At 71.1% G+C, this 15,652-nt stretch carries 15 protein-coding genes; 10 read left to right on the top strand and 5 right to left on the bottom strand.

Annotation, left to right across the window (positions count from 1 at the left end):
• The first annotated feature begins 30 nt into the window (after positions 1-30).
• The 4 genes from AW274_RS27490 to AW274_RS27475 all read left to right on the top strand — a co-directional run bounded on the left by AW274_RS27490 (position 31) and on the right by AW274_RS27475 (position 4,915).
• Positions 31-1,800: an ABC transporter substrate-binding protein gene (locus tag AW274_RS27490; protein ID WP_062437555.1), complete on the top strand. Its 1,770-nt coding sequence runs from the start codon at positions 31-33 to the stop codon at positions 1,798-1,800.
• Between the two features lie 69 nt (positions 1,801-1,869).
• Positions 1,870-2,883, top strand: a complete 1,014-nt coding sequence (locus AW274_RS27485; protein ID WP_062340278.1) for an ABC transporter permease — start codon at positions 1,870-1,872, stop codon at positions 2,881-2,883.
• Positions 2,880-3,902 carry an ABC transporter ATP-binding protein gene (locus tag AW274_RS27480; protein WP_062437553.1) on the top strand — a complete coding sequence of 341 codons (1,023 nt, stop codon included), beginning with the start codon at positions 2,880-2,882 and terminating at the stop codon, positions 3,900-3,902. The genes AW274_RS27485 and AW274_RS27480 overlap by 4 nt, the downstream gene beginning before the upstream one ends.
• Complete coding sequence (locus tag AW274_RS27475; protein WP_062437551.1) at positions 3,902-4,915, top strand: ABC transporter ATP-binding protein; 1,014 nt, start codon at positions 3,902-3,904, stop codon at positions 4,913-4,915. The genes AW274_RS27480 and AW274_RS27475 overlap by 1 nt, the downstream gene beginning before the upstream one ends.
• On the opposite strand, the gene AW274_RS27470 is transcribed toward AW274_RS27475, so the two are convergent.
• On the bottom strand, positions 4,912-5,364 hold the full coding sequence (locus tag AW274_RS27470) for a hypothetical protein (RefSeq protein WP_157520754.1): 453 nt from the start codon (positions 5,362-5,364) through the stop codon (positions 4,912-4,914). The two genes, AW274_RS27475 and AW274_RS27470, sit on opposite strands and share 4 nt — an antisense overlap.
• Before the next feature lie 150 nt (positions 5,365-5,514).
• Here AW274_RS27470 and AW274_RS27465 point away from each other — a divergent pair, with 150 nt between their 5' ends.
• The 3 genes from AW274_RS27465 to AW274_RS27455 are packed head-to-tail and all read left to right on the top strand — an operon-like array spanning position 5,515 to position 8,485.
• Entirely contained in the window at positions 5,515-6,369 is an 855-nt protein-coding gene (locus AW274_RS27465; RefSeq protein ID WP_062437546.1) for an SCO3242 family prenyltransferase, read from the top strand.
• Positions 6,366-7,175 (top strand): sugar phosphate isomerase/epimerase family protein, encoded by an 810-nt coding sequence (locus AW274_RS27460; RefSeq protein ID WP_083974863.1) that lies wholly within the window; start codon positions 6,366-6,368, stop codon positions 7,173-7,175. Before AW274_RS27465 ends, AW274_RS27460 begins: the two co-directional genes overlap by 4 nt.
• 11 nt (positions 7,176-7,186) lie before the next feature.
• Positions 7,187-8,485 carry an alkaline phosphatase family protein gene (locus AW274_RS27455; protein ID WP_062437544.1) on the top strand — a complete coding sequence of 433 codons (1,299 nt, stop codon included), beginning with the start codon at positions 7,187-7,189 and terminating at the stop codon, positions 8,483-8,485.
• 21 nt (positions 8,486-8,506) lie between these two features.
• On the opposite strand, the gene AW274_RS27450 is transcribed toward AW274_RS27455, so the two are convergent.
• From AW274_RS27450 to AW274_RS27440, 3 genes are read right to left on the bottom strand one after another with little or no spacing between them, the layout of a single operon-like run.
• Complete coding sequence (locus tag AW274_RS27450; protein WP_062437541.1) at positions 8,507-9,190, bottom strand: response regulator; 684 nt, start codon at positions 9,188-9,190, stop codon at positions 8,507-8,509.
• Complete coding sequence (locus AW274_RS27445; RefSeq protein ID WP_198169437.1) at positions 9,191-10,372, bottom strand: sensor histidine kinase; 1,182 nt, start codon at positions 10,370-10,372, stop codon at positions 9,191-9,193.
• A 59-nt stretch (positions 10,373-10,431) separates the two neighbouring features.
• A complete protein-coding gene (locus AW274_RS27440) occupies positions 10,432-11,295 on the bottom strand; it encodes a RecB family exonuclease (RefSeq protein WP_157520753.1) in 864 nt (287 codons plus the stop codon).
• A 96-nt stretch (positions 11,296-11,391) separates the two neighbouring features.
• Between AW274_RS27440 and AW274_RS27435 the strand changes: the two genes are divergently transcribed.
• Together AW274_RS27435 and AW274_RS27430 are read left to right on the top strand one after the other, a co-directional pair.
• Positions 11,392-12,510, top strand: coding sequence for a site-2 protease family protein (locus tag AW274_RS27435; RefSeq protein WP_062437534.1), 1,119 nt, complete (start codon positions 11,392-11,394; stop codon positions 12,508-12,510).
• 99 nt (positions 12,511-12,609) lie between these two features.
• Positions 12,610-14,010 carry an FHA domain-containing protein gene (locus tag AW274_RS27430; RefSeq protein ID WP_062437532.1) on the top strand — a complete coding sequence of 467 codons (1,401 nt, stop codon included), beginning with the start codon at positions 12,610-12,612 and terminating at the stop codon, positions 14,008-14,010.
• Between the two features lie 102 nt (positions 14,011-14,112).
• On the opposite strand, the gene AW274_RS27425 is transcribed toward AW274_RS27430, so the two are convergent.
• On the bottom strand, positions 14,113-14,697 hold the full coding sequence (locus AW274_RS27425; RefSeq protein ID WP_062437530.1) for a TetR/AcrR family transcriptional regulator: 585 nt from the start codon (positions 14,695-14,697) through the stop codon (positions 14,113-14,115).
• A gap of 39 nt (positions 14,698-14,736) precedes the next feature.
• On the opposite strand from AW274_RS27425, the gene AW274_RS27420 reads away from it, so the two are divergent.
• Positions 14,737-15,645 carry a carbohydrate kinase family protein gene (locus tag AW274_RS27420; protein ID WP_062437528.1) on the top strand — a complete coding sequence of 303 codons (909 nt, stop codon included), beginning with the start codon at positions 14,737-14,739 and terminating at the stop codon, positions 15,643-15,645.
• The last annotated feature ends 7 nt before the right edge of the window (positions 15,646-15,652 follow it).

Raw genomic sequence — 15,652 nt, 5'->3', positions numbered from 1 at the left:
CCCGGCTCCTACCAACAAGGGGTTTACGCAATGAAGAAGAAAGCACTGGTCGTCTCGGCCGCCGGTGCCGTCCTGGCGCTGGCCCTCTCGGCCTGCGGCGGCGGCGGCACGACGACCCCGGCCGCCACTGAGGGCGGTGGCTCCACCTCGGCGCCGTCGGCCGGGGCGGCCGGCTTCAACGCCGGTCTTGAGAACGTGACCAACCCTTCGGACACGAAGGGCGGCACCCTCAAGATGGCCGTCACCGAGGACTGGGACTCCATCGACCCCGGTGACACCTACTACGGCATGTCGTGGAACCTCCTGCGCATCTACGGCCGTCCGCTGGTGACCTACAACCCCGCGCCGGGCGCCAAGGGCCGCGAGCTCGTGCCCGACCTGGCCGAGAGCCTGGGTCAGAGCAGCGACGAGGGCAAGACCTGGACGTACAAGCTGCGCGCCGGTGTGAAGTTCGAGGACGGCACCCCGATCACGTCCAAGGACGTGAAGTACGCGGTGCTCCGCCAGCTCGACAAGAAGACCTTCGTGAACGGCCCGACGTACTTCAACGACTGGCTGGACCTGCCGAAGGACTTCGAGTCGGTCTACAAGACGCCCGACGTCAACACCGACTCGGCGATCGAGACCCCCGACGACCAGACGATCGTCTTCCACCTGAACAAGCCCTACTCCGGCTTCGACAACTTCGCCGCGCTCCCGGCCACCGTGCCGGTCCCGCAGGCCAAGGACACCGGCATCAAGTACCGCGACCACGTCGTGGCCTCCGGTCCCTACATGTTCGAGACCGTCGAGCAGGGCAAGCAGTACGTGCTGGTCCGCAACCCCAACTGGGACCAGGCCACCGACCCGGTGCGCAAGGCCCTGCCGGACAAGTACGAGATCAGCCTGGGCGTCGAGGCCAACGACCTCGACAACCGGATCATCGCCGGCGACCTGCACGTCGACATCGCCGGCACCGGTGTGCAGCCGGCCGCCCTCGGCTCGATCCAGACCGACCCGGCCCTGCGCGAGCGCGCCGACAACCCGGTCTCGGCCCGCACCTGGTACATCTCGATCCTCAACGACAACCCGCCGCTCGACAACGTCGAGTGCCGCAAGGCGGTCATCTACGCCGCCGACCGCGTCGGCCTGCAGAACGCCTACGGCGGCCAGCTCGCGGGTGACATCGCCACCTCGCTGCTGCCCTCGGGCATCGGCGGCTGGAAGAAGCTCGACCTCTACCCGACCGCCAGCGGCGACGAGGCCAAGGCCAAGGAGGCCCTCACGGCCTGCGGTCAGCCCAGCGGCTTCGAGACCACGATGACCTTCCGCTCCGACCGTCCCAAGGAGGTCGCGGCGGCCGAGTCGATGCAGCAGGCGCTCGCCAAGGTCGGCATCAAGCTGACCCTGAAGGGCTTCCCGACCTCGGAGTACTTCACCGCCTACGCCGGCAAGCCCGCCTACACCAAGGCGAACGGCATCGGCCTGGCCACCAACGGCTGGGGCGCCGACTGGAACGACGGCTTCGGCTTCCTGTCGCAGATCGTCGACAGCCGCACCATCCGCGACGCCGGCAACTACAACCTGTCGGTGAAGTCGCCCGAGATCGACGCCCTCGTCGACAAGGCCTTCGCCACCTCCGAGACCGCCGCCCGTGACGCGGTCTGGGGCGAGATCGACCAGAAGGTCATGGAGGGCGCCTACGTCCTCCCGGCCGTCTACGCCAAGGGTCTGCTGCTCCGGGGCAAGGGTGTGACGAACCAGTTCATCACCGGCGCCTTCGACATGTACGACTACCTGGCGCTCGGCGTCCAGCAGTAGCAAACCTAAGGTTCGGCAGACAGGGGGCCGGTCCCACCCGGACCGGCCCCCCATCGCCGAGGGGGGACAGTGGTCACCTACATCATCCGGCGCCTGATCGGCGCCCTGGCCATGCTGTTCATCGTCAGCGCGGTCACGTTCTCGATCTTCTTCGTGGTGCCCCGCCTCGCGGGCGTCACGCCCGACGACATCGCCAACCGGTATGTCGGGCGGGCGGCCACCGCGGAAACGGTCACCGCCGTCGCGGAGAAGCTCGGGCTGCACGACCCCGTCGTCGTCCAGTACGGCCGATGGGTGAAAGGCGTCTTCGTCGGGGCCGAGTACGACTACGGCACCGGCGTCGAGCAGTGCCCCGCCCCCTGCCTCGGGTACTCCTTCGTCACCAAGCAACCGGTCTGGCCCGATCTGGTCGACCGGCTACCCGTGACGCTCTCGCTCGCCGCGGGCGCCTCGGTCATCTGGCTGGTGATCGGCGTCTCGGTCGGCGTGCTCTCCGCGCTGAAGAGACGCTCGATCTTCGACCGGGGAGCGATGATCATCGCCTTGGCGGGCGTGTCGCTGCCGCCCTTCTTCACGGGTCTGGTGGCGCTCTCCCTGCTCTCGTACGGTCTGGGCATCACCGCCCCAGGAGGCGCGTACACCCCGTTGACGGAGAATCCGGGGTTGTGGGCGTACAACCTGATCCTGCCCTGGCTCACCCTGGCCTTCCTGAACGCCGCGGCCTACGCCCGGCTCACCCGGGCCGGCATGCTCGACACGATGGGTGAGGACTACATCCGCACCGCGCGGGCCAAGGGCCTCAAGGAGAGCAAGGTCATCGGCAAGCACGGCCTGCGCGCCGCGCTCACCCCGATCGTCACGATCTTCGGTCTCGACGTGGGCATCCTCGTCGGCGGCGCGATCCTGACCGAGAACGCCTTCTCCCTCCAGGGCCTCGGCAAGTACGCCACGACCGCCATCGCCGCCAACGACCTGCCCAAGATCATGGGCTTCACCATGCTGGCCGCGTTCTTCATCGTCGTGGCCAACCTGATCGTCGACCTGCTCTACGCGGTCGTGGACCCGAGGGTGCGGCTGTCATGACCTTCCTCCAGCTCAACGACCTCAAGGTCCACTTCCCGACCGACGACGGCCTGGTCAAGTCGGTCGACGGCCTGTCGTTCCAGCTCGAACGCGGCAAGACCCTCGGCATCGTGGGCGAGTCGGGTTCCGGCAAGAGCGTCACCTCGCTCAGCATCCTCGGCCTGCACAAGGGCGGCCGGGCCAAGATCTCCGGCGAGATCTGGCTCGACGGCGAGGAACTCGTCACGGCCTCGCAGGAGCACGTGCGCTCGCTGCGGGGCAAGAAGATGGCGATGATCTTCCAGGACCCGCTGTCGGCGATGCACCCGTACTACACGGTGGGCGACCAGATCATCGAGGCGTACCGGATCCACAACGACGTCCCGAAGAAGGTCGCCAAGAAGCACGCGATCGACATGCTCGGCCGGGTCGGCATCCCGCAGCCCGACCGCCGCGTCGACAGCTACCCGCACGAGTTCTCCGGCGGCATGCGCCAGCGCGCGATGATCGCCATGGCGCTGTCGTGCGACCCCGAGCTGCTCATCGCCGACGAGCCGACCACCGCGCTCGACGTGACCGTCCAGGCGCAGATCCTCGACCTGATGCGCGACCTGCAGCGCGACTTCAACGCCGCGCTGATCATCATCACCCACGACCTGGGCGTGGTCGCCGAACTGTCCGACGACATCCTGGTCATGTACGGCGGCAAGTGCATCGAATACGGCTCCGCCGACGACATCTTCGAGCGGCCCGAGCACCCCTACACCTGGGGTCTACTGGGGTCCATGCCCCGCCTCGACCGCGAGGTGACCGAGCGGCTGCTGCCGATCAAGGGCAGCCCGCCCTCGCTCATCAACGTGCCGTCGGGCTGCGCCTTCCACCCTCGGTGCGCCTTCGAGCCGCGTACCGGCGGCAAGGGGAGCACGCTGGTGCCCGACCTGGTCGAGACCGAGGGAGGCCACCTGGTGCGCTGCCACCTCTCCCGTGAGGAGCGGCGGGACATCTGGGCCACCGAGATCAAGCCGAAGCTGGAGTCCTGATGTCCGAAACCATCCTGTCCGTCCAGGGGCTGGAGAAGCACTTCCCGGTCACCAAGGGGCTGTTCAAGAGCCAGGTGGGCGCGGTCAAGGCGGTCGACGGCATCAGCTTCGACGTGCGCAAGGGCGAGACGCTCGGCCTGGTGGGCGAGTCGGGGTGCGGCAAGACCACCACCGGCCGCCTGATCACCCGGCTGATCGAGCCGACCGGCGGGAAGATCACCTTCGAGGGCCACGACATCACGCACATGAAGCAGGGCAGACTCCGCCCGCTCCGGCGTGACATGCAGATGATCTTCCAGGACCCGTACAGCAGCCTGAACCCCCGGCACACCGTCGGGGCCATCGTGGGCGCGCCGTACCGGATCCAGGGCATCCAGACCGAGCAGGGCATCAAGAAGGCCGTCCAGGACATCCTGGAGCTGGTCGGCCTCAACCCCGAGCACTACAACCGCTACCCGCACGAGTTCTCCGGCGGCCAGCGGCAGCGCATCGGCATCGCCCGCACCCTCGCCCTGAAGCCCAAGCTGATCATCGCCGACGAGCCGGTCTCCGCGCTCGACGTGTCGATCCAGGCCCAGGTCGTCAACCTGCTGGAAGACCTGCAGAACGAGCTCGACCTGACCTACGTGGTGATCGCCCACGACCTGTCGGTCGTCCGGCACATCTCCGACCGGGTCGCGGTCATGTACCTCGGCAAGATCGTCGAGGTGGGAGACCGCGCGGGCCTCTACGGCTCGCCGATGCACCCCTACACCAACGCGCTGATGTCGGCGGTGCCGATCCCCGATCCCAAGCAGCGCGAGGGCCGCGACCGCATCCGCCTGACCGGCGACGTGCCCTCCCCGCTCAACCCGCCGCCGGCCTGCCGCTTCCACACGCGCTGCTGGAAGGCCCAGGAGATCTGCAAGACCCAGGAGCCGCCGCTGGCGGAACTCGCCCCGGGCCACGCGGTCGCCTGCCACTTCCCGGAGAACGCGCCGTCGAAGACGGAGACCCCGGCCACGGTCGCCTAGTAGCCGGCCGCCCGCTTCCCGAGCGGGCGGCCCGCCAGGTCTTCGACGACCTCCCTGTACGCGGTCCGCAGGTTGATCCGGATCACCCGCCCGTCGGGCAGATCCACCCGCACGCGGGCCATGACCCCGCGCTTCAGCACGCCCTCGCCGGGCCACCTGACGGTGACGACCATGCCCTCGCGCGGGAACGAGCACAGCACGTCGCCGTCGGAGAGCCGGAACGTCACCTGGTCCCGGTGCACGGTCAGGAGTCCGTGCGTCCATCCGCGGTGGGACATCGCGTGCGCCGGGACCGGGAAACCGTGCGCGATCCCGCTACACGTCGTCGACCCGTCGGGGTTGCGCACCGGGGCCGGTGACCGAGGCCGGAGGCCGAGCCGCTTCAGGAGCGCCTCCACGGCCGCCCCCGGCACCACCCGCAGACGGTGTCTCCACGGCGATCTCGTCATCGCCACCCCCTCGTCAGGGAGACGAACCACGCCCGCGTCCAGTTCCTTTATGTGTGGATATCTACCTTGAAGCAGGTCAAGGGCTCGCTTCCGAACGAAAAGTCTGGAAACATCCGATCATCTAGCTTGGTAAGTGATCGGAAGTCGTAAATGAGTCGAATCGGGTTAAGGGCGGCACTCGAACTGGTGCGCGCCCCGGCCACCCTCTCCGTCCCCGGCGACACCATGGCGGGCGCCGCGCTCGCCGGGCGCAGCGGAACCCCCGGCCTGGCCGCCGCCTCGGTGCTGCTCTACTGGGCCGGGATGGCCCTGAACGACTGGGCCGACCGCGACATCGACGCGGTCGAGCGGCCCGAGCGGCCCATCCCGTCCGGGCGCATCTCGGCCAACCAGGCCCTCGGCATCGCCGCCGGGCTCACCGGCGCCGGGATCGCCGCGGCCACGCTCGCGGGCGGCCGGAAGGGCTTCGCCATCTCCGCGCTGCTGGCGGGGGCGGTGTGGGCGTACGACATGGGCCTGAAGCACACCCCGGCCGGCCCCGCCTCGATGGCGGCCTGCCGCACGCTCGACGTGATGCTCGGCGCCGGCAAGGCCACGCCGATGGCCTTCGCCGTGGGCGCCCACACCTACGGGATCAGCATCCTCGGCCGCGCGGAGGTGTCCGGGGCGAGCCCGGCCACCGTCCGCGGCGCTTTGGCCTGTACGGCCGCCGCCACGGGCCTCGCGGCCGTCTCGGTGGCCAGGGGCGCGGGCTCGGCCGTCGACAAGGCCACCGCGGCCGCCCTCATCGCCGGATACGCCGCCAGCGGCGGCAGGGCGACGCTGGCGCTGCGCGGCAAGCCCGACCCCGAGCAGGTCCGCCAGGCGGTCCGGGCCTCGATCATGGGCTTCGTGCCGCTGCAGTCGGCCGCCGTGGCCGGGGGCGGCAAGACGCTCTCCGGGCTGGGCCTGCTGGCCGCGCTTCCGGTGGGCCGCTGGCTCTCCTCGAAGATGTCGACGGCATGAACTTCGGCTACTGCTCCAACGGGTTCCGCGACCACTCCCTCGACGACGCGCTCGCCGTGCTCGCCGACCTCGGGTACACGGGCGTGGCGCTCACCCTCGACCACGGCCACCTCGGCCCCGATCCGACGTTCGACGAGGTCAGCCGGGTCGCCACCCAGCTGGGCCGCCTCGGCCTGAGCGTGGTGGTGGAGACCGGCGGCCGCTACACCCTCGACCGGTTCCGCAAGCACTACCCGACGCTGCTGCACGACGACGCGGCGGCGCGGGTGGCGTACACGAAGAGGGCCATCGAGGTCGCGGCCGACCTCGGCGCGCCCGTCGTGCACTTCTGGAGCGGCATCCGCCCCGAGGAGGTGCCCGAGGACCTGGCGTGGGACCGGCTGACCGCGCACTGCGAGACCCTGCTGGCCGACGCCGAGGAGCACGACGTGGTGCTCGGGTTCGAACCCGAGCCCGGCATGCTCGTCGACGACCTGGCCTCCTACGAGCGGCTGCGCAAGCGGCTGGGGGAGCCCGACCGGTTCGGGCTGACCCTCGACATCGGGCACTGCCGGTGCCTGGAACCCTGGCCGGTCGCCGAGTGCGTCCGCCGGGCGTCGCCCTACCTGGTGCACGTCCAGATCGAGGACATGCGGCGAGGTGTCCACGAACATCTGGAGTTCGGCGACGGAGAGATCGAGTTCGCGCCCGTCATGGCGGAGTTGCGCGGATTCGACGGGATGATCGCGGTCGAGCTGGCCCGGCACAGCCACGCCGCCCCCGCGGTCGCCCAGAGGTCCATCGAATTCCTGCGACGTCATTCCTGAGGACAACAACCATGCTCGTTATCAACGTGGTCGGGCTCACCCCGCGCCTGCTGGCCCATATGCCCAACGTGTCGAAACTGGGCAACGCCGCCGCCCTCACGCCGGTGCTGCCGGCGGTGACCTGCTCGGTGCAGGCCTCCATCGTGACCGGTGCCATGCCCCGCGACCACGGCATCGTCGGCAACGGATGGTACTTCCGCGACCTCGGCGAGGTCTTCCTGTGGCGCCAGCACAACGCCCTCATCCAGGGCGAGCAGATCTGGGACGTCACCCGTGACCTGAAGACCGCCAACGTCTGCTGGTGGTACGCCATGGGCACCAACTCCGACTTCGTGGTGACGCCCCGCCCGATCTACCACGCCGACGGCGCCAAGTCGCCCGACGCGTACGTGCGCCCCCCGGAGTGGCACGACCGGCTCGTCGACGACCTGGGCGAGTTCCCCCTGTTCACCTACTGGGGCCCGAACGCCGGCATCACCTCGTCGAACTGGATCGTGGGCGCCACCCGCAAGATCATCAACGAGGAGAAGCCCGACCTCACGATGGTCTACATCCCGCACCTCGACTACGACCTGCAGCGTTTCGGCCCCGACTCCCAGCAGGCGATCGACGCCGCCAAGGCCGTCGACCAGGCGCTGGTGCCGCTGCTCGACCAGAACCCGGTCATCCTGTCGGAGTACGGCATCACCAACGCCTCCAAGGCCGTCGACATCAACCGCGCGCTGCGCCGCGAGGGCCTCCTGGAGGTCTACACCCAGGTCGGCATGGAGTACCTCGACCCGTGGACCAGCCGCGCCTTCGCGGTCTCCGACCACCAGATCTCGCACGTCTACGTGCGCGACTCCGCCGACATCCCGCGCGTCCGCGACCTGATCGCGGGCCTCGACGGCGTCGACGAGGTCCTCGACCAGGCCGGCAAGGAGAAGTACGGCCTCGACCACGAACGCGCCGGGGAACTGGTCGCCGTGGCCGAGCCGGACGCCTGGTTCACCTACTACTACTGGCTCGACGACGACCGCGCCCCCGACTTCGCCAAGCTGGTCGAGATCCACCGCAAGCCCGGCTACGACCCCGCCGAGCTGTTCATGACCAGCAAGGCCATCGCCGCCAAGGCGCTGCTGCGCAAGAAGATGGGCTTCCGGTACGAGATGTCGGTCGTCCCCCTCGACCCCAAGCAGGTCAGCGGCAGCCACGGCCGCCTCCCCGACTCGCCCGACGACGGCCCGGTCCTGATCGGCCCGTGGGACGGCGACAGCTACCACGCCACCGACGTGAAGGACCTGCTGCTCAAGGAGCTGCGCAAGTCCTGACGGGCCGCGGGCGGTCGTGCGCTACGGATGCGCGCCGGGGGTGATGAGCCCGGTCTCGTACGCCAGCACGACCGCCTGCACCCGGTCGCGCAGCCCCAGTTTCGTCAGCACGTTGCCGACGTGGGTCTTCACGGTCGTCTCGCTGACCACCAGCTCACGGGCGATCTCGGCGTTCGACAGCCCCTTGGCGATGAGCTTCAGGACCTCCAGCTCGCGCTCGGTCAGCCGGGCCAGCCGGCTCGGCGACGCCTGCTGCTGGGCCGAGGGCAGGCGGCTGGCGAACTTGTCGAGCAGCCGCCGCGTCACGCTGGGCGCCACGATCGCGTCGCCGCCCGCGACCACCCGGATCGCCTGCACCAGCTCGGCCGGCGGCACGTCCTTCAGCAGGAACCCGCTGGCCCCGGCCCGCAGCGCCTCCACGATGTACTCGTCGAGGTCGAAGGTGGTCAGCACCAGCACCCGGGGCACGTGGGCCGACGGCGGGGCGTCGCGGACGATGCGGCGGGTCGCCTCGATGCCGTCCATGCCCGGCATGCGGATGTCCATCAGGACGACGTCGGGCAGCAGGGCCCGTGACTGGTCCATCGCGGTCGAGCCGTCGCCCGCCTCGCCGACCACGGTCACGTCGGTCTCGGCCTCCAGAATGAACCTGAACCCCGTGCGCAGCAGCGGCTGGTCGTCGACCAACAGCACCCTGATCGGCATTTATCTGTCCTTGAGGGGAAAGCGGGCCCGGACCTCGAATCCGCCCCCCGGTCGCGGGCCGATCCGCAGAACTCCACCATAGAGGGCAACTCGCTCCTTGATGCCCACCAGACCGTGCCCCTTGCCGCCGTTCTCGCGTTTCAGCACCAGCCCGTGCCCGTCGTCCTCGACGTGCACCGTCAGCTCGCCCGCCTCGTGGCGGACGGTCACCCACGCGCGGGCGGCCGGCCCGGCGTGCCGCAGGCTGTTGGTGAGCGCCTCCTGCACCAGCCGGTAGGCGGCCAGGTCGACGCCCGGCGGCAGCTGCCGCGTCTCGCCTTCGAGCCAGAGCTGCGTGGTCAGCCCCGCCTCGCGCATCTGGTCGACCAGGCCGGGCAGGTCGTCCATGCCCGGTTGCGGGCCGCGCTCGGCCGGGCCGTCGGTGCGCAGCACGCCGACGATGCTGCGCATCTCGGCCATCGCGGTGCGGCCCATCTCCTCGATGGACATGAGCGCCTCGCGCGCCACGGCCGGGTCCTTCTCCAGCATCGTGCGGGCGGCCGCCGCCTGGACCGTCATCACCGAGACGTGGTGGGCGACGACGTCGTGGAGCTCCCTGGCGATCCGCGAGCGCTCCTCGGCGCGGGCCGCCCGGGTGTCGGCCTCGCGGGCCCGTTCGAGCCGGTCGGCCCGGTCGACGAGCTCGCCGAGGTAGGCCCGCCGCAGCCGGATCGTGCGCCCGACCACCCACACCAGCGCCGTGACGACCACGACGATCGCGTGGTCGGCCCAGCCGAGCTCCTCGCTGGCGGGCAGCGCCCCGGCCAGGTAGCCGGCCATCACCAGCAGCGCCGCCAGCACGCTCAGCGCCAGCCCGCGCTGCGTCGCCACGGTGTAGAGCAGGATGATCGCCGCGAAGTCGGCCAGCCCGGGGTTGTAGCCGAGCCCGGTCAGCAGCAGCGCGGGCACGCTGGTCGCCAGCAGGATCAGGAACGGCCACCGCCGCCGGAACGCCAGCGGGAGCGTGCACGCGGCGATCAGCAGCAGCCCGAGGCCGTCGGCGGGCCGCCCGAACACCGGCACCCCCTCCCAGCCGGAGTTCGTGCCGGGCCCGACGGACAACGCGAAGAGCAGCGAGGACGCGGTCACCACGACCGCGAGGACTGAGTCGCTGATCAGCTGCCGACGGGGGGAGGTGCGCACGCAATCAATTTAGGCGTCCGCCGGGCCGCAGACCTCATCCGCAAGAACGAGCCCGGCGCTCAGAGCTCGTCGGTCGCCGCGCGGGCCGCCAGCCGCCGCGACGGCCGGGGCCGCTCGTCGGGCACGGGCGGGGGAGTGCCGCCGAACTCGGGGCAGAGCGCCTGGTGGTCGCACCAGCCGCACAACCGCGACGGCCGGTGGTGCCACTCGCGGGTCGTCAGCGACCGCTCGATCGCCTGCCACAACGCCTCGACCTTGCGCTCGGTCGCCCGCAGGTCGGCCTCGTCGGGCTGGTAGCGCAGCACCTCGCCCTGGCCGCTCAGGTACATCAGCTGGAGCAGCCGCGGGATCTCGCCGCGCTGCCGCCACAACACCAGGGCGTAGAACTTCATCTGGAACAGCGCCTTGGCCTCGAAGTGGGGCCCGGGGGCGGCGCCGGTCTTGTAGTCGACCACCCGGATCTCACCGGTCGGCGCGACGTCGAGCCGGTCGACGTAGCCCCGCAGCAGCAGGCCGCTGTCGAGCACCGCCTCGACGTAGAGCTCGCGCTCGGCCGGTTCGAGCACCGTCGGGTCTTCGAGCGTGAAGTAGCGGTCGACCATGCCGCGCGCCTGCTCCAGCCACTCGTCGCGCTCGGCGTCGGTGGCGAACAGCCCCTCGTAGGCGGGCTCCTCGGCCAGCAGCCGCCGCCACTGCGGGTCGAGCAGGTCGCGGGCGGCCGCGGCGGTGCGGGCCCCGGGCGGCAGGTCGTAGAGGCGTTCGAGCACGGCGTGGACGAGCGTGCCCCGCACGGCCGCCGGCGAGGGTTTCTCGGGGAGCTGGTCGATCACCCTGAACCGGTAGAGCAGCGGGCAGGTCATGAAGTCACCGGCACGGGAGGGGGACAGCGCGCCGATGACGGCGCGCTCCTCGGTCAGGGTCATGCCCAGACGATAGGCCATGCCCCCGACACTTCCGAGGCCCGCCGGGGCCGGTGACGGCGCGTAGGATCCATGCCAAGGAAGGGGAACCAGACCGTTATGAGCACACCGTCCCCGGGGCTGCGGATGGGCCGCCCGTTCGGGATCCCGGTCTACGTGTCACCGACGTGGCTGATCGTCGCCGCGTTCATCACGATCACGTACGAACCGGTGGCCGCCGGGCAACTACCGGAATTCTCATCGTTCGTCCACTACTCAGTCGCCCTGCTGTTCGCGGTGCTGCTCTACGTGTCGGTGCTCGTCCACGAGCTGGCCCACTGCGTGGTCGCCAAGGCGTACGGTCTCCCGGTCAAGCGCATCACGCTCTACCTGCTGGGCGGGGTCTCGGAGATCGAGCGGGAGCCCGACACCCCGGGCAGGGAGTTCCTCATCTCCTTCGCCGGTCCGGTCGCCTCGCTCGGCCTCGCGGCCGTCTTCTTCGGCGTCGAGCAGTTCCTCGACGAGGGCACCATCCCGCAGGTCCTGCTCTACATCCTGTGGTTCTCCAACGTGATCGTGGGCGTGTTCAACCTGCTGCCGGGCCTGCCGCTCGACGGCGGCCGGATGTTGCGGGCCGGGGTGTGGCGGCTCACCCGCAACCCCAACTCGGGCACCGTCGCCGCCGCGTGGGTCGGCCGGGGCGTCGCCGTCATCGTGGTGCTCTACCAGCTCGTGCTGCCGCTGATGGCCGGGCAGGAGCCCGACTTCACCGCGATCATCTGGTCGATGATCCTGGCCTCGTTCATCTGGATGGGCGCCACGCAGTCGCTGCGCGTCGCCAAGGTGCGCTCCCGGCTGCCCCAGGTGCGGGCCCGCGCGCTCGCCAGGAGGGCGCTGCCGGTCGCCGCCGACGTGCCGCTCGCCGAGGCCCTCAGGAGGGCCCGCGAGGGCGGCGCAGGGGCGCTGGTGATCGTCGACCACGAGGGCCGCCCGACCGGGATCGTCAACGAGGCGGCCGTCAACGCGACCCCCGAGGCGCGCCGCCCGTGGATCTCCGCCGGGTCGCTGGCCCGCTCCCTCGAACCAGCTCTCGTGCTGGGCGCCGACCTCGAGGGCGAGTCGCTGATCGACGCGATGCGCGACAACCCCGCGGGCGAATATCTGCTCGTCGAACGGGGCGGCGAAATCTACGGCGTGCTCGCCACCGCCGACGTCAACCGGGTCTTCACGGGCGTCTGACCAGATCGGGAGCGATCACCCCCACTCGTCATCTGGCTCGCGCACCACTAATGTTCTGGTCAAACGATCAGAAGTTGGGTTTGGCCGGAGGAGAGTTCTGTGACGGAGCAGGGCGCGGGGGTGGTCCGTCCGCTTCCGGGTGACGGTGTGGTCGCTCACCTGAACGGGCTGGCGCTGGTATGCGGGCCGGGCTCGGCGCAGGTTGAGGAGTTGCTCGACGCGGTGCGGGAGACCGCGGAAAACGGGGGCGACGGACGGGCCCTGGTCCGTAAGGTCGCCCAGGTTCTGGCGCGCTCCATGAACGACGAGCCGCCGACGATCGCGGTCGCCGGGCCCACGGGCGGCGGCGTGGCGGTGCTGGTGTCGGGCGCGGCCTCGGCCCACCTGTTCGGCGCCCCCGACGGCGACTTCGTGGTCTCGGGACAGGACGCCCTCACGTGGGCCGACCGCCTGGTGGCCGGCCCCGTGGGCCGGGTCGAGCTGCGGCTGCCCGGTTCGGGCCCGTCCAGCCCCTATTCGCGCCTCGACGGCGGGGTGGTCGCGGGCGGCGGCGCCGAGATCGACTACACGGCGACGGGCCACACGATGCACCGGCCCCACCCGATCCCGCAGCCCTCCCCGCCGCCCCAGCCGGGTCATCCCTACGCCTCGCAGCCCTCGGGCCCGCAGCAGCCGATGATCCCGCACCAGCCGCCGCCCCCGCCGGGCGTGCCGCCGTACGGCCAGCCGGCTCCCTACGAGCCCCCGCCGCCCTACGAGCCGGCCCCCTACGAGCCGCCGCCGATGGGCGGCCCGATGCAGCCGCCGCCCCACCCGGCCCCGGGCCCGTTCGGCCCGCCCCCCGGCCTGCCGATGGGCCCCCCGCCGATGGGCGCCCCGCAGCCGCCGGTCGCCGAGCCGCTGCCGACCCAGCACGACGACCGCCGCCACGACAGCGGCCACTTCGAGCCCCAGCCGCAGCCCGAGCCCCCGGCCGACGACCCGAGCGACTCCACCCAGATGGACGCCGCCCCGGAGCGCCTCGGCCCCATGGTCCACGGCGTCGACTGCAAGAACGACCACTTCAACGACCCGCGCGCGCCCTACTGCGCGGTCTGCGGGGTGCCCCTGTCGACCCGTGACCTCGTCCCCTACAAGGGCCCGCGCCCCGCGCTCGGCGTCCTGCTCCTCGACGACGGCATGGCGCTGACGCTCGACAGCGACTACATCCTCGGCCGCGACCCCGAGCGCGCCCCCGAGGTGCAGTCGGGCGACGCCCGCCCGGCCCGGGTGACCAGCCCCGACGGCTCGGTCTCCCGCCGCCACCTGCGGGTCACCCTGGAGAACTGGGACGTGAACCTGATCGACCTCGGCTCGGTCAACGGCACCCAGATCCAGCCCCCGGGCGACCCCAACTTCTACGACATCCCCCCGAACGAGTCGGTCACGATCATGCCCGGCACGACGGTCCGGGTGGGCGTCTCCCGCACGATGCGCTTCGAGCCCCACCGCAGCGCCTGAGCAGACGGCGAACCCGGCGCCGGGCCCCTCGCCCCGCGCCGGGTTCCCTGCTTCCGCCCGAGGTTTCCGCGCCGCAGCCTCAGGCGCGGGCAATCCGGCCGCTCACGGCAGCCGCAGCCGGTCCAGCTCCGCCAGCATGATCTGTTCGATCCTGGACGTCCGGTCGGGGTAGAGCAGCCGGTGCAGGCTCAGCCCGTCGACCAGCGCCAGCAGCCGTTCCGCCGTGTCGTCGAGGCCCTGATCGGCGATCTCCCCGGCGTCGGCCGCGCTCTGCAACAGGGTGCGCACCAGCCGGCAGAGGTCGGCGGCCTCCTCGCGCTGCGTGCTCAGCAGGGCCGGCGAGGTCAGGCTGCGGGCCCAGAAGCCGATCTCCAGGCCGGTCTCGCGCTCGCGCTCCTCGTCCATCGGCAGGTTGTCGACGAGGAGCTCGCGCAGCGCCGCCAGGCCCGTCAGGCCGGTCAGCTTCGCGGCCAGGCGTTCGGTGATGCGCCGATGGCTCGTGCGCAGGGCCGACAGGAGGATCTCGTCCTTGTCGGCGAAGTAGTGGGTCAGCACCCCGTTGGAGTAGCCGGCCTCCTTCGCGATCGCCCGCGTGGTGGCGGCCTCGATGCCCTCGCGCAGGATGATGCGCCGGGCCGCGGCGACGACCTCTTCCCTGCGTTCGTCATGGTTCACGATCTTCGGCATGTTGACATTTTAGTCGGGCGCCCGTCTATCATCCAGGCCATGTCGGTAGTCACGCTCGGCGTCCACATCGTGGACGTGCTCGCCCGGCCCGTCGAGTCGATCCCGGCCGGCCAGGACACCCATCTGGTCGAGCAGGTGCGCATCACCGCCGCCGGAGCCGCCGCCGGGACGGCGGTCGTGCTGGCCCGGCTGGGCCTGCCCGTCACCTCGCTCGGGGCCGTCGGCGACGACGAACTCGGCGACTTCCTGCTCATGGTCATGGACCGGCACGGCGTCGACGTCTCCAAGGTGACGCGCAAGCCGGGGGAGCAGACCGCCGCCTCGATCCTGCCGATCAGGCCCGACGGCGGGCGGCCCTCCTTCCACGTGCCGGGCGCCAACCTGGGCCTCTCGACGGCCGACGTCGACGCGGAGGTGATCAGGGGCGCGAAGGTCCTCCACCTCGGCGGCATGGACGCCACCTGGGGCCTGCACGACCCCGCCTTCCACGCCCTGCTCGACGAGGTGCGCGGCCGGGGCACCCAGGTCACCCTCGACCTGCTGTCGAACATGCCCGACCTGATGCCGGCGGCCAAGACCTTCCTGCCCCACGTCGACCACTTCCTGCCCAACGAGGAGCAGGCCCTCATGATGACCGGCGCCTCGACGGCCGAGGAGGCCGCCAAGGCCCTCCTCGCCGAGGGCCCGAAGACCGTCGTCATCACCCTCGGCGCCGAGGGCAGCCTGGTCGCCACGTCCGGCGGGCTGACCCGGGTGCCCGCGGAAGACGTCCAGGTGGTCGACACCACCGGGTGCGGCGACGCCTACTGCGCCGGCTTCGCCGCCGGGCTGCTCGCCGGGCGTCCCGTCATCGAAGCGGCCCGGCTGGGCACCGCCGTCGCCGCCCGCGTGGCCGGCGGCCTCGGCTCCGACGCGAACCTGGACGGCGCCGCCGCCCTGCTGTCCTGAGAGGAAG

It is taken from the genome of Herbidospora daliensis, from assembly GCF_001570585.1.
Classification (GTDB): domain Bacteria; phylum Actinomycetota; class Actinomycetes; order Streptosporangiales; family Streptosporangiaceae; genus Herbidospora; species Herbidospora daliensis.
The sequence above is the reverse complement of the archived record's forward strand: the minus strand, read 5'-3'. Positions and strand labels throughout refer to the sequence as shown.